The organism is Streptomyces sp. NPDC047886 (genome assembly GCF_043204435.1).
GTDB lineage: Bacteria > Actinomycetota > Actinomycetes > Streptomycetales > Streptomycetaceae > Streptomyces.
Genome location: NZ_JBIDCF010000013.1, coordinates 15772 through 29964, shown reverse-complemented (window position 1 = coordinate 29964; position 14193 = coordinate 15772). Strand labels below are relative to the sequence as shown.

8 protein-coding genes are annotated in these 14193 nt (G+C 74.3%); 6 read left to right on the top strand and 2 right to left on the bottom strand.

The genetic code is table 11. The features are described 5' to 3' along the window. Positions 1–12: 12 nt before the first annotated feature. On the bottom strand, positions 13–1290 hold the full coding sequence (locus ACGF5U_RS29405) for an MFS transporter (RefSeq protein ID WP_392717532.1): 1278 nt from the start codon (positions 1288–1290) through the stop codon (positions 13–15). Positions 1291–1533: 243 nt separating this feature from the next. Between ACGF5U_RS29405 and ACGF5U_RS29400 the strand changes: the two genes are divergently transcribed. The 4 genes from ACGF5U_RS29400 (at position 1534) to ACGF5U_RS29385 (ending at position 10134) form a co-directional block, all read left to right on the top strand. Beyond that, positions 1534–2265: a GntR family transcriptional regulator gene (locus ACGF5U_RS29400; protein ID WP_392717530.1), complete on the top strand. Its 732-nt coding sequence runs from the start codon at positions 1534–1536 to the stop codon at positions 2263–2265. Between the two features lie 226 nt (positions 2266–2491). Continuing rightward, positions 2492–4018, top strand: a complete 1527-nt coding sequence (locus ACGF5U_RS29395; protein ID WP_392717528.1) for a hypothetical protein — start codon at positions 2492–2494, stop codon at positions 4016–4018. A 229-nt stretch (positions 4019–4247) separates the two neighbouring features. Then, the gene (locus ACGF5U_RS29390; protein ID WP_392717526.1) at positions 4248–5153 is read left to right on the top strand and encodes a hypothetical protein; all 906 of its coding nucleotides are present in this window, start codon (positions 4248–4250) and stop codon (positions 5151–5153) included. A 130-nt stretch (positions 5154–5283) separates the two neighbouring features. Further along, entirely contained in the window at positions 5284–10134 is a 4851-nt protein-coding gene (locus tag ACGF5U_RS29385) for a hypothetical protein (protein ID WP_392717524.1), read from the top strand. A 120-nt stretch (positions 10135–10254) separates the two neighbouring features. On the opposite strand, the gene ACGF5U_RS29380 is transcribed toward ACGF5U_RS29385, so the two are convergent. After that, positions 10255–10647 carry a hypothetical protein gene (locus tag ACGF5U_RS29380; RefSeq protein ID WP_392717522.1) on the bottom strand — a complete coding sequence of 131 codons (393 nt, stop codon included), beginning with the start codon at positions 10645–10647 and terminating at the stop codon, positions 10255–10257. Positions 10648–11027: 380 nt separating this feature from the next. Here ACGF5U_RS29380 and ACGF5U_RS29375 point away from each other — a divergent pair, with 380 nt between their 5' ends. Both ACGF5U_RS29375 and ACGF5U_RS29370 read left to right on the top strand, forming a co-directional pair. Then, on the top strand, positions 11028–13748 hold the full coding sequence (locus ACGF5U_RS29375) for a nitrate- and nitrite sensing domain-containing protein (protein WP_392717520.1): 2721 nt from the start codon (positions 11028–11030) through the stop codon (positions 13746–13748). Further along, positions 13745–14182, top strand: coding sequence for a roadblock/LC7 domain-containing protein (locus ACGF5U_RS29370; protein WP_392717518.1), 438 nt, complete (start codon positions 13745–13747; stop codon positions 14180–14182). Before ACGF5U_RS29375 ends, ACGF5U_RS29370 begins: the two co-directional genes overlap by 4 nt. The last annotated feature ends 11 nt before the right edge of the window (positions 14183–14193 follow it).

The window sequence follows — 14193 nt, the reverse complement described above, 5'->3', positions numbered from 1 at the left end:
CTCCTCACATGGTCACAGCAGTTCGCGGCCGCGTGTCTCCGGCAGGCCGAACAGGGCGACCACGGCGATGCCGTAGCCCACGGCGCCGAAGACCAGCGCCCCGCCGACGCCCCAGCTGCCGGCCAGGAAGCCGACCAGCGTCGGGAAGAACGCCCCCACCGCGCGGCCCGTGTTGTAGGTGAAACCCTGTCCCGTGCCGCGTACCGCCGTCGGGTACAGCTCGGCCAGGAACGAGCCGAAGCCGCTGAAGATGGCCGACATGCAGAAGCCGAGCGGGAAGCCGAGGAACAGGACCAGGCTGTTGGCCCCGGCGGGGATGTTGGTGTACGCGAGGATGCACAGCGCGGACAGGACGGCGAACAGGGCGATGTTGCGTTTCCTGCCGAGCCGGTCCGTGAGGTAGCCGCCCGTCAGATAGCCGATGAAGGCGCCCGATATCAGGAAGGTGAGATAGCCGCCCGTACCGACGACGGTCAGTCCCCGCTCGGTCTTGAGGTACGTCGGCACCCAGGTGGCGAGCGTGTAGTAGCCGCCCTGGACGCCGGTGGACAGCAGCACCGCGAACAGTGTCGTCCGCGCGAGGCCCGGTCGGAAGATCGCGGTGAACGAGCCCCGGTCGGCGCTCGCCCGGCGCACCTCCGCGGCCTGCGGCGCGTCCTGGACGTTGCGCCGTACGTACACCACCAGCAGCGCGGGCAGGGCGCCCGTCCAGAACATCACGCGCCAGGCCGTGTCCGCGTCGAGGAAGTGGAAGACCAGGGTGTAGACGATCACGGCGAGCGCCCAGCCGGCCGCCCAGGCGCTCTGGATACCGCCGAGCGTACGGCCGCGGTGCTTGGCGGAGGCGTACTCGGCGACCAGGATCGCGCCGACCGCCCACTCGCCGCCGAAGCCGAGCCCCTGGAGGGCGCGGAAGACGAGGAGCGTCTGGTAGTTGGGAGCGAAGCCGCACAGGACGGTGAAGAGCGCGTACGTGATGATGGTGATCATCAGGGCCTTCACCCGGCCGATCCGGTCGGCCAGGACGCCGGCGAGCGCACCGCCGACCGCCGACACCACCAGGGTGACCGTGGTGAGCAGCCCCGTCTGGCCGCTGTTCAGGCCGAAATAGGCGGCGATCGCCACCATGCTCAGCGGCAGCGTGAAGAAGTCATAGGAATCCAGGGCGTATCCGCCGAAAGCGCCGCCGAAGGCGCGCCGCCCCCGGGGGCCGAGCGCGCGCAACCAGGCGAACGCGCCGGTGTCGTCCGCCGGTCGGCGCTCGGTGGATTCGGTCCGGGTCGTACTCATCTGCACCTCGCAGAGGGGTGAGCGGAGGGATGAGTGGAGCCGTGCGGTGTCCCACAAGGTAGGGGATTGTTGAACGATCCGACAAGAGGCGCGTCCGCCCGCACCTCCGTACCTCCTCTGCACCTCCGTACCTCCTCCGTACCTCCGCACCTCCGTACCTCCGCACCTCCGCACCTCTTCGACGGGGTCGGGGGCGGATCTACGATGGCCTCGCGGGCGGCGACGACGAGGAGAGGGGCGCCGGTGGGAACGACGGGCGGGCTGGCCGACGACCGTGCACTGCTGGGGCGTACGAGCACGGCCGAGCGGGTCGCGGACATCCTGCGCACCCGCATCGCCGACGGCTTCTTCCCGCCGGGCACCCGGCTGTCGGAGGAGAGCATCGGCGGCGCGCTCGGGGTCTCGCGCAACACGCTGCGCGAGGCGTTCCGGTTGCTCACCCATGAACGGCTGCTCGTCCACGAGCTCAACCGGGGCGTGTTCGTCCGGGTGCTGGCCGTCGAGGACGTCATGGACATCTACCGCACCCGGCGCCTCGTCGAGTGCGCCGTCGTGCACGGCCTCGGCAGGCCGCCGTTCGCCCTCGAAGGACCGGCCCGGGCGGTCGCCGACGGCGAGCGGGCCGCACGCGACGGCGACTGGACCGGCGTCTCCACCGCGAACATCCACTTCCACCGCGAACTGGTGGCCCTCGCCGGGAGCGAGCGCACCGACGAGCTGATGCGCGGCGTCCTCGCCGAACTCCGGCTGGTCTTCCACCTGGTCGACGACGCCCGCGCCCTCCATGAGCCCTACCTCCTGCGAAACCGGGAGATTCTGGACGCCCTGCGGGTGGGGGAGCGGGCCACGGCGGAGCGACTGCTGGCCGACTACCTGGACGACTCCCGCGCCCAGCTCGTGGACGTCTACGCACGGCTCGTCGCCCCCGACGCGGCCGACCCCGGCGACCCGCCGGAAGGCGCGGACGCGGGCTGAGGGGGAACCGGGGCGGGCGGGCCCGAAGCGGATCGCGGGGCGGCGCCCTGGCGGATCGCGGGGCGAGGCCGCGGTGGACCGAGCCGCGGTGGACCGAGGTGTGAGCCCGTGGCGGTCCCCCGGGCGAGGGGCCGCGACGGACCGTACACCGGAGAGGCTCACGGCCGGCCCGTCGCCTTCTGCGCCGTTTCGACCGTTGTCAGTGTGAGGACCTAATCTGTGCAGCGTGACTTCGCCTGCCTCGACGGAAAAGGTTCCGCCCCAGCTCAGCGCGGGGCCGAGGCCCGCCCAGGGCCCGGCCGCCGACGAAGGGCTGGCGCGGCGGCTGCGCGCGCTCGCGTGCACGGCGCCGCTGCACGACCTGGACGTCCGCAAGGCGAACCTCGCCGGCGAGTACGCGGTCTACGCGATGGCCGAGGTCGCCCTCGCCGCCATCGACCTCGTCACGCTCCACATGGACTTCGACACCGGCGCCGACCATGAGCAGATCGTCGCCAGGCTGCTGCCCCGGGTCGCCGCCCAGGCCCCGCGCCGCCCCGCCGCCGAGCACGAACGGGTCGCCCGCTGGGTCCTGGAGAACCTGATCAACGTCGGCAGCGTCGACCGCGGCTTCCGGGCCGTGTACGGCACGTTCGGCCCCGACGGGGTCTACGTCCGCCGGGACTACGACTTCAAACTCATCGAGGAGGTCCCCGGATACGGCGGCGGCATCTACCTGCGCACCACCGACGAAGCGGTCAACGTCCTCGTCGGCGCCCTGGACACCGACGTCACGAGCGCCCAGATCGCCGCCGAGGTCAAGCTGGAGGTGCTGATCAGCCGGGGCCGCCTCGCCGACGCGCAGCTCGCCGCCGAACAGGCCCGGTACCGCACCGTGCAGTACGCCGAGACGCTCCGCAGGACCCTGGAGGCCACCCGGCGCAACGTCCGCTCCGTGGACTGGCTGAACTCGGTCCCCGACATGATCGACGAGGCGCTCGACCACGTCGCCGACCGCTACCGCCACGAGAACGCGATCCTGACCAACATCCGCAAGGCCCGCGACGAAGCCGAGGACCAGGAGCACAAGCGGCGCGCCGCCGAGCTGGTCGACATCGTCAAGGACTGCATCCGCCGCCACACCCAGCTCCAGTCGCGACTGCTGGAGGCGGGGCCCCTGTTCCGCGCCGAACAGGACCGGCAGGCGTTCGCACAGCCCGCCGCCCGCGCGGGCCTCGACCTGTACGGGCAGCTCGTCGCCCCGCTGCTGCCACTCCCGCTGGAACGGGCCACGCGCGTCACGGACGTGTACTTCGCGCACGGCACCGGCCTGCGCACACCCGGCGCCGTACGGATGGGCGACCTGGTCGACCTGCTGCTCACCCCGCCGGCGGAGCGCGAGCACCTGGGCGCCGAGATGCCCGAACCGGACCTGATCGCGACCCCGGACGACAGCCGCTTCAGCGAGGAGCAGCTCGCGAGCGCCATGGAGCTGCTCGACCTGGAGCACGACGCGCCGCGCAGGCTCTCCGGACTGCTCGCCGAGGCCCGCCGCCGCGACCCCGACCTCCCGTACCTCGTCGCCCTCCTCGCGGTACACGCCGCGAGTCCTCCGGTCGGCACGGCCTACCGGCAGGGGGAGGAGCGCCTGCTGTTCGCCGTGGACGACGGCACCCCGCTGGACGACCCCGAGTTCGGCGGGGCCGACCTGATCGTCGGCACCGCCCTGCTCGATGCGGCGGGCATGGCCGCGGACCGTACGGACGCCGCATGACCCCGGCCGCAGCGACGACGTCCGCCGCACCGCCGGGAACACCGCCGGTCCGCCCCGCCGCCGCACCGACCCGCGGCCGTGCCTGCGCGCCGAGTCCCGCCGCCGCACCGACCCGCGGCCGTGCCTGCGCGCCGAGCCCCGCCGCCAGACCGATCCCCGCCCCCGCCGCCAGACCGATCCCCGCCCCCGCCGCCACACCGACCCGCAGCCGCACCGAGGAGCACCAGCCGTGAGCGACCACCACGCCGAGCACACCGACGCGTGGAGCGAGCCGGACGCCACCCAGGCGGCCGAGCCCGCCGCGCCGCACGGCGGCGTCACCCCCGCCGACGCGGCCGACGCCGCCCGGCTCGTCTCCTTCGGGCTCCAGCCCAAGCTGCTCCCCGCCCGCGACGCCGAATACGCCGACCTGCTCCGCCGCTACCGCGAGGACCCCGCCTTCGCGCGCCTCGCCGACGCCGTCGCCACCGGACTCGGGCTGATCGTCCTGGAGGTCTCGCCCCGGGCGGGCATGGCCGTCACCGCCGCCGAGGACTCCGTCTTCGCCGTCCGCATGGGCGACTACGCCCGCCGCGCCTCCACCGACTCGGGCGACCGTTTCCTGCACGGTCTCGCCCATCTCGCCATCGCCGCGCTGGCGTTCCCCCGCCCCGAGGACCTCGCCGACGACGGCTACATCGGCCGCATCACCGTCAACGGCGTCGACGCGTTCGTACGGCAGGCATGCCGGCGTCTGGAGGAGCGCGCCGAGCAGGACGGCGAGAACACCGACCCCGCCACCGACGCCCCCGGCCTCGAAGCGGCCTGGCGGATCTACGCCCGCCGCAGCGCGACCGGCGCCACCAAGGACGCCCGGCGCCTCGCCGGCTCCACCACCGGCATCATCGGCAAGGCCGTCGCGTTCCTCACCGACTCCGGCTTCCTCCAGCGCACGGGCGACGACGCGGGCGGCGCCTACCGCACCACCGCCCGCTACCAGCTCCAGGTGCGCGACATGGCGGGCAGCGCCGCCATGGCCGAACTGCTGGAGCTGGGTGTCGTCCCCGTCACCGACGGCTCCGCCACCCTGCTGCCGCCGCCGGACACCGACGACCTGGAGCTGGTCGGCGACGCCGGCCTGCCCTTCCACGCCTGACCCCCCGGCCACCGACACCACCGCCCCGTCACCGACACCACCGCCCCGCCCCCGCACCCACCGCCCACCGCACCACCGCCCACCGCACCACCGCCCCGCACCTGCGAACCACCTACGAGAGTCCGCCGCCATGTACGAGCTGTCCCGGGTCCGTCTCTACTCCATCGGGCCCGCCGGTGCGCGCTACGCCGACACCGTGCTGGACCTGCGCGGAGTGGGCGAGCCCGTGCCCCACCCGGCCCCCGCGCAGGCGGAGTTCTTCGAGGACGAACCGGTCGGCCCGCCCCGCCGCCCCGCCCCGGCCGGCGTGCTCTTCCTGGAGAACGGCGGCGGCAAGTCCGTACTCCTGAAGCTGATCTTCTCCGTGATGCTGCCCGGCCACCGGAACACACTCGGCGGCGCCAGCTCCGGCGTACTGCGCAAGTTCCTCCTCGCCGACGACTGCGGCCATGTCGCCCTGGAGTGGCAGCACACCCTCACCGGTGAACTCGTCGTCGTCGGCAAGGTCAGCGAATGGCGCGGACGCCAGGTGTCCAACGACCCGCGCAAGTTCGCCGAGGCCTGGTACTCCTTCCGCCCGGGGCCCGGCCTCAGCCTCGACAACCTGCCCGTGGCCGAGGCCACGTCCCTGCGGCCCGCCGCCGAGGGCGCCTCCGGCGCCCAGGGCCGCCGCCGCACCATGAAGGGCTTCCGGGACGCCGTCACCGACGCAGGCAAGGCGTACCCGCACCTGGAGGTGTACTGGGAGGAGATCCACGACCGCTGGAACGAACACCTCGGCGACCTGGGCCTCGACCCTGAACTCTTCCGCTACCAGCGGGAGATGAACGCCGACGAGGGCGAGGCCGCCGGCCTCTTCGCGGTCAAGAAGGACTCCGACTTCACCGACCTGCTGTTGCGCGCGGTCACCGACACCCGGGACACCGACGGCCTCGCCGACCTCGTCAGCGGCTTCGGCAACAAGCTCGGCCGCCGCGCCGAGCTGACCGCCGAGCGCGACTTCACCGCCGGTTCCGTCGACCTGCTCGGCCGGATCGTCGAGGCGGCCGACACCCGCGCCCGTGCCCGCGACATCCACGCCGGCGCCGAGCGCCGCACCCGCACGCTGGCCCGCCGCCTGTCCGCCCGCGCCGCCGACGAACGCGGCCGCGCCGCCGCACTCGCCCAGCAGGTCACGGCCGCCGCCCACACCGTCACCGAGGCCGAGCGGACCCGCGCCCACAGCTCACTCGTCGCGGCCGAACTGGCCTACCGCCACGCCTCGCACGCGCTCGCCGCCGCCGAGAAGGGCGCGGCCGCCCAACGCCGCGAACTCACCGACGCCCGCACCCTGCACGCCGCCTGGCAGGCAGCCGAAGCCGTCCTCCGCCACCGCGCGGCCGCCGACCGCTCCGCGCGCGTGGCCGCCGCCATCCGCGAGGCCGAGCGGGACGCCGCACCCGCGCTCGCCGCCCGCGCCAAGGCCGCCGCCGACCTCGTACGGGCGCTGCACAGCGCCGCCGAGGACGGCGAACGCCACGCCGACGAGGAGGAGGAGCGGTCCGCCGCCCTCCAGGAGGCCGCCGAGACCGCCCACCGCGACGCCACCGCCGCCGCGACCGAGGCGCAGCGCGCCCGCAGCGAGGCCGGCCACCTGCGCCAGCGCCTCACCGAGGTCGAGCAGGAGACCGCCGAAGCGGTACGGGCCGGCTGGCTCGACGACACCGCCCCGGACGCCGACCCGGCGCGCGCCGCGCTCGCGGCGAGCGACGCGGAGAAGACCACCGTCGCCGCCTGGGACGCCGCCCGCGACGCGGCCCGCACCGCCGCCGACAGGGCCCGCGAGGCCGCCGCCGCCGAGAGCCGCGCCGAACTGGCAGCCGCCCGCGCCGCCGACGCCGCGCAGGCGGCCGACCACGCCTACCAGGCCGAGCGCCGCGCCGCCGAGTCCATCGCCGCGGACGAGCGGCTCGGCGAGCTGCTCAGCCTGCCGCCGAACCGGACCGGCGGGGTGCCCGGCCAGCGCCAGGGCACCGGCGCCGACACCGAGCCCGCCGATCCCGCGCCGCCCCGCCGTACGGCCGGGGGACCGCTCACCGCCGAGGAACTCGACCGGTACGCCGACGACCTCCGCCACGTCCTCGACCAGAACGTCGCCGCCGCCGAACGCAAGCTGTTCGACCTGCGCACCGCCGCCGCCGACGACTCCCGCATCCTCGGCGCCCTCGGTGACGGCGGCCTGCTGCCGCCCGGCCCCGACGTCATCGCCACCGTCGAGTTCCTCGGCGAGCAGGGCATCCCGGCCCTGCCCGGCTGGCGCTACCTCGCCCAGGCCGTCGACCCCGTCGACCACGCCGCCGTGCTCGCCGCCCGCCCCGAGCTGGTCGACGGCGTCGTGATCACCGATCCGGTCTCGTACGCCAGGGCCCGCGAGGTCCTGGCCGGCGCCGCCCTGCTGCCCCGCTCGGCCGTCGCCGTCGGCACCGCCGCCGCGCTCCTCGCTCCCGTGCCCCGCGCGGACGGGGACGGTACGGACACCGACGTGTTCCTGGTGCCGCCGAACCCGGCCATGCACGACGAGCACGCCGCCGACGAGGAGCGCCAGGCGCTCCGGGCCCGCGCCGCCGCCCGCGACGAGGAGATCCGCGCGCTGGCCGCCCGGCTCGCGGGCGACCGCGCGCTCGCCGCCCGGATCGGCTCCTGGCGCGCCGACTGCCCGCCCGGCATGCTCGCCGAACTCGCGGCCGCCGCCGGTACCGCCCGCGAGGCCGCCGAGGCCGCGGAGGCCGCGCTCACCGAGGCCCGTGCCGTACGGGCCGACGCGGACGCGGCCGCCGCCGAGACCGCCCGCGTACGCGACGAACGGCAGGAGGCCGCCCAGCGCGCCCGCCGCGCCGCCGACGCACTCGCCGGGCTGGCGTTCCGGCTCCGCGAGCGCGCGGGCTGGCAGGTCCGCCTCCGCGAACTCGCCGACGAGGCCGCCGAAGCCGAGGCCAAGGCACAGACCTGCCTGGACCGGGCCCGCGCCGCCGACGAGGACCGCCGCGCCGCCCAGCGCACCGCCGACGACGCCCACCGCACCGCCCGCGCCCTGCGCGCCGAGCGAGCCGAGATCGCCGGAGCCCCCGAGAACCTGCCCGAGGAGGCGCCGGACGGCACGGCCCTGCTCGACGGCGGGGTCCGCCGCCCGTCGCTGCCCGCACTCCGGGAGGCCTACCGCGCCGCCTCACAGCTGTACGAGAAGGTCGGCGTCGGCGCCGACCTGCGCGCCGAGCAGGCGCGTGCCGAGAGCGACGAGAGCGCCGCCCTCGCCGAACTGGACCGGCTCACCAACAAGGTCCGCACCCGCGCCGCCCAGCTCCTGGAGAGCCCCGACGGCGCCGACGGCCCGTCCCGGCAGGCCGCCGCCGCCCGCGCCGAGTCCCTCGTCCAGCTGCTGGAGACCAGGGCGTCCGAGGCCAGCGAGAAGCTCGGCCGACTGCGTGGCGAGGCCGAACGCCTCGCCCCCGCCGACGGCGACGCGCACACCCCGCTGCCCGACGAACTGATCCCCACCGACGCCGAGCACGCCCAGACCCTGCTGCGCACCGCCACCGGCGAACTCGCGGCCCGCACCGACGACCTGGAGACCGCCCGCGCGAACCACGCCCGGCTGCTCCAGGCGCACCGCGCCGCCGAGGACGCGGCGGGCGGCTTCGACGAGACGGCGGCGCTCCTGCGCGACCTGCTCAGGGAGCACACCGACGAGGATCCGCACGAGCCGGAGCCGTACCCGGGCACCCTGGAGGAGGCCCGGACGTCCGCCGCCGAGGCCCGGCGCTCCCTGCGCGGCTGCGCGGCCGACCTGTCGGCCGCCGACGCCGCCGTACGCGAGGCCTGCGACATCCTGGTACGGCACGCCAACTCCACGCGCTACGAGCAGGTCCGTACCCCGGCCAGGCAGCAGATCCGAGAACTGCCCGCGGCGGCCCTGCCCGAGCACGCCGCCAAGTGGGCCGACGCCTTCGCGCCCCGGCTGCGGGTGCTCACCGACGAGCTGGCGCAGCTGGAGCGCAACCGCGACTCGATCGTGGACCGGCTGCGCGGCCTCGTGGAGTCGGCGCTCACCACGCTCCGCTCCGCACAGCGCCTGTCCCGGCTGCCCGAGGGCCTCGGCGAATGGTCCGGCCAGGAGTTCCTGCGGATCCGGTTCGACGAGCCGGACCAGGCCACGCTCGTGGAACGGCTCGGCGAGGTCATCGACGAGGCCACCCGCGCCGCCGTGAAGAAGAACTCCGACCTGCGCCGCGACGGCATGTCCCTGCTGCTGCGCGGTGTGCACGCGGCCCTCCAGCCCAGGGGCGTCGCCGTGGAGATCCTCAAGCCGGACGCCGTGCTGCGCGCCGAGCGGGTCCCCGTCGGACAGATGGGCGACGTGTTCTCCGGCGGCCAGCTGCTCACCGCCGCCATCGCCCTCTACTGCACGATGGCCGCCCTGCGCAGCAACGACCGGGGCCGGGACAAGCACCGGCACGCGGGCACGCTGTTCCTCGACAACCCGATCGGCCGCGCCAACGCCACGTATCTGCTGGAGCTCCAGCGGGCGGTGTCGGACGCGCTCGGCGTCCAGCTGCTGTACACGACGGGTCTGTTCGACACGACCGCGCTCGCCGAGTTCCCGCTGGTCATCCGGTTGCGCAACGACGCCGACCTGCGGGCGGGGCTGAAGTACATCAGCGTCGAGGAGCACCTGCGCCCCGGCCTGCCGCAGCAGAGGCCGGAGGGCGAGACGATTCACGGCGAGATCACCGCGACGCGGATGTTCCGCCGGAGCACCGCCGAGCCGGACCGGACGACGCCGGGCTGGACGACGTCCGCGTCCCCGGCCCCCGTACCGGCCAAGGGGCCCGCTCAGCAGACGGAGCCGCCCGTGGAACCGTCAGGGGAGTCGCCCGTGGAACCGTCCGGGGACGCGGGCGCTGTGAACCGCCGCGCCCAGGCCGCCCCGCCGGAGCCCGCGTAGCCGGATCCCGGGTAACCGCGCCGGCGCCCGCCGGGCCATCCGCCCTCGTGCCCATGCCCGGGCGCGAGGGCCCGCGGGCCCCCCTCCGGCCCACGGTCCGAACCTCGCGGGTCGGCGGCGTCACGCTCGCCTCAGGCCGCCCGGTTCCTGCTGCCGTATCCGTATGCGGTCGGCCTCCCGGGCCGCCTGCCGTGCCCGGCGCCGCTCACGCCGCAGTTGACGTGCCGTACTGCTCGGTGTGGACACCACACCGTGCCGCTGCTTCCAGACCTGCCGGGTCACCCACACATCGAGGACCGACCACGTCGCGACCACCGTGCTGACGACGCTGCTGACCACCAGCGGGAACGCCAGCCACGAGCTCGTGACGGTGAGCAGGTAGGCCACCATCGCCTGTATCAGCGTGACCGACGCGAGCAGGACGGCACGCACCGCCGCCGTCCGCACCGGATCGGGCATCCTGCGCCGCCCGACCGGAGCCTCCACCCACAGTTCACGCCGACCAGTCTCCATCGAACCGTCTCACTCCCCACCGCTGACCGTCTTCAGGGTGGCTGCCCGTCTTGAGTCGATTTATGCCGACAGTTCCCGCCGCCCCCCGTATCAGGTAGACGCACCAACCCGCAGGAAGATTCCCGGAACGCCCAATTCCAGCCATCCGGCACACGCGACGCACTTGTCCCGGAAAGTGATGGCTCGCCAGGTGTCCTCTGCCACAGTCCGTATTGTCAACTCCCCGAATACCAGGACAACTCACGATCAAGCGGTTGAGCAGCGGCTGAAAAACGTCCGGACGTCCCTTCGAGTTGTCCGTGTCTCAGTAGTAGGCTCACGCCGTTTGTTGCTGAGTTGATGTGTACACCCGCACCGGGCGGGGCGAGCTGGGGGAGGCCATGCGCTTTCGCGGGAAGTCGATCCGCAGGAAGATCGTGGCCTTGCTGCTCGTACCCCTCGTCTCCCTCACCGGGCTCTGGGTGTTCGCCACGTTCCTCACCGGCCGCGAAGCCAACCACCTCATGGACGTCGGATTCATCGTCCAGAAGGTCGGCTACCCCATCGAGGACACGGTCCGCGTCATCCAGCGGGAACGCCGCCAGAGCCTCGTCTACCTGGCCGACCCCCGTACCGCCGACGCCCTCGACACCCTGCGCCGCGACCGGGCCGCCACCGACCAGGCCCTCGCCCGCATCCGGGCCAACGCGAGCGACACCAAGGTCACCGGGGCCATGCACACCACGGCCGCGCACCGGCTGAACTCCCTCGTCACCGCACTCGACGGGCTGGAGGCGCTGCGCCGCTCCGTCGATACCGGCGCCGTGGGCCGCATGCAGGCCCTGGAGTTCTACAACCGGCTCGTCGACCCCTGCTACAGCTTCCTCATGACGCTCCACGCCCTCGACAACGTGGAGATGGACAAGCAGGGCCGCGCCCTCGTCGGCCTGGCCCGCGCCCGCGAGACCCTCGCCCGTGAGGACGCGCTCGTCGTCTCCTCGCTCATCAGCGGCAGGCTCACCGCCGCCGAGATCCGGCTGCTGTCCGACCTCGTCGCCCAGCGACGGCAGTTCTACGAGGTCAACCTCGAAGTCCTGCCCGCATCCGAGCGGGACGTCTTCCAGGCGTACTGGCGCAGCCCGGCGACGCAGCCGCTGCGCGACGTCGAGGAGGCGGTCATCACGGCGGGCCCGACCGACCGGCCCCGCACCATCGACGCCGCCCGCTGGGAGGAGCTGACCAGCCCCGTCCTGGCATCCCTCGCCACCGAGAACACCAAGGCCGGCGACCGCTACCAGGACCGCGTCGAACCGGCCGCCTACAGCGTCCTGCTGAAGGCCGGAGTGGCCGGCGTCCTCGGTTTCGTCGCCCTCCTCGGCTCCGTCGTCGTCTCCATACGCATCGGCCGCGATCTCGTCCGCGACCTCACGCGGCTCCGCAAGGAGGCCCAGGAGGTCTCCGGAGTGCGCCTCCCCAGCGTGATGCGCCGCCTCGCCGCCGGTGAACACATCGACGTCGAGACCGAGGTGCCGCACCTGCGGTACGACAAGGACGAGGTCGGCCAGGTCGGCCAGGCCCTCAACACCCTCCAGCGGGCCGCCGTCGAAGCCGCCGTGAAACAGGCCGACATGCGGCGCGGCGTCTCCGAGGTCTTCGTCAACCTGGCCCGCCGCAACCAGGTGCTCCTGCACCGCCAGCTGACCCTGCTGGACACCATGGAGCGGCGCACCGAGGACACGGACGAACTCGCCGACCTGTTCCGCCTCGACCACCTCACGACCCGTATGCGCCGCCACGCCGAGGGCCTGGTGATCCTCTCCGGGGCGGCCCCGTCCCGGCAGTGGCGCAAGCCCGTCCAGCTCATGGACGTCGTACGGGCCGCTGTCGCCGAGGTCGAGGACTACGAGCGCATCGAGGTGCGCCGGCTCCCCCGCATCGGTGTCGGCGGCCCCGCCGTCGCCGACCTCACCCACCTCATCGCCGAACTCCTCGAGAACGCCACCGTCTTCTCACCCCCGCACACGGCCGTCCACGTGCACGGCGAGCGGGTCGCCAACGGGTTCACGCTGGAGATCCACGACCGGGGCCTCGGCATGTCCGCCGACGATCTGCTCGACGCCAACCTGCGGCTGGCTGAGACCCCCGAGTTCGAACTGTCCGACACCGACAGGCTCGGCCTGTTCGTGGTCAGCAGGCTCGCCCAGCGCCAGAACGTCCGCGTCTCACTCCAGCCCTCCCCGTACGGCGGGACCACGGCCGTCGTGTTCATTCCGGCGGCGCTGCTGACCGAAGCGCCCGAGACGCAGGGCGCCGGTTTCCGGCTGGACCGCAAGACACCCGACCGCAAGACGCCCGACCGCAGGTCCGGCGACCGCAAGGCCGCCGAGCGCCGCGGCGTCCTCACCCAGATCCCGTCCGGCCTCGGCCCCTCCGTGCTCGACGGCCCGGTCGAGCTGGAGGAGCCGCTCGGCGTCCTGGGCGACATCGAGGACACCGAGAGCGAACGCGGCGGGTTGTTCCGCGCCCGCCCGCCGCTGCGCACCGCCCTCGGGCCCGCCGACGGTGACGAGCAGCACCAGCAGGCCGGCCCGGTGCCGCTGCCGCGCCGCCGCAAGGCGCCGACGCTGGTCGCCCACCACGGCAGGCGCCTGGACGAGCCCGGCCGTACGCACCCGGCGCCCGGCGCGGGCGACGAACCGCCCGCGACCCCGGCGGAACCGCCCGCGACCCCGGCGGAACCGGCCGCCGCCCCGACCGGCGGCTCCGGGATCGACCAGGCCACCCTGACGCTCGGCGGGCTTCCCCGCCGTGTCCGCCAGGCCAGCCTCGTACCGCAGCTCAAGGACGACCGGCTCCGCGACGACGCGCCGGGGGTCGGCCGGCTCCGGGACGACGCCACCGGGGACGAACCGTTCGCCTCCGCCACCGGCCGGCCGGGAACCCCGGCGGGCCCCACCACCGTTACGGAGGACGCGGAGCGCGACGCGCGAGAAGTACGCGACCGCATGGCCGCGATGCAGCGCGGCTGGCAGCGCGGGCGCCGGCGCAACGCCGATGGCACCGCACCGGCCGGCCGCGCCGGGACAGCACCAGGAACGACACCGGAGGGGGACGGTCGATGACCGCACCGAACGCCGCAGCACCCGACACCACAGGCTCGAACGGCGAGCTGAACTGGCTCCTCGACGAACTGGTCGACCGGGTCGGCTCCATCCGCAAGGCCCTGGTGCTGTCCAGCGACGGTCTGCCGACCGGCAGTTCCAAGGACCTCAGCCGCGAGGACAGCGAGCACATGGCCGCCGTCGCCTCCGGCTTCCACAGCCTCGCCAAGGGCGTGGGCCGCCACTTCGACGCGGGCAGGGTCCGCCAGACCGTCGTGGAGCTGGACGACGCCTTCCTCTTCGTCACGGCCGCGGGCGACGGCAGCTGCCTCGCCGTGCTGTCGGACGCCGACTCCGACGTCGGTCTCGTCGCGTACGAGATGACGCTGATGGTCAAGCGGGTCGGTGCCCACCTCGCGACAGCCCCGCGGACCGGCCTGCCCACCGGAGGGTGAGGGCGGATGCG

What these genes read in the sequence shown, in the direction of transcription:
- ACGF5U_RS29370 (WP_392717518.1), top strand. Translation starts at nt 13,745, where the DNA reads ATGACCGCACCGAACGCCGCAGCACCCGACACCACAGGCTCGAACGGC.
- ACGF5U_RS29375 (WP_392717520.1), top strand. Translation starts at nt 11,028, where the DNA reads ATGCGCTTTCGCGGGAAGTCGATCCGCAGGAAGATCGTGGCCTTGCTG.
- ACGF5U_RS29385 (WP_392717524.1), top strand. Translation starts at nt 5,284, where the DNA reads ATGTACGAGCTGTCCCGGGTCCGTCTCTACTCCATCGGGCCCGCCGGT.
- ACGF5U_RS29380 (WP_392717522.1), bottom strand. Translation starts at nt 10,647, where the DNA reads ATGGAGACTGGTCGGCGTGAACTGTGGGTGGAGGCTCCGGTCGGGCGG.
- ACGF5U_RS29405 (WP_392717532.1), bottom strand. Translation starts at nt 1,290, where the DNA reads ATGAGTACGACCCGGACCGAATCCACCGAGCGCCGACCGGCGGACGAC.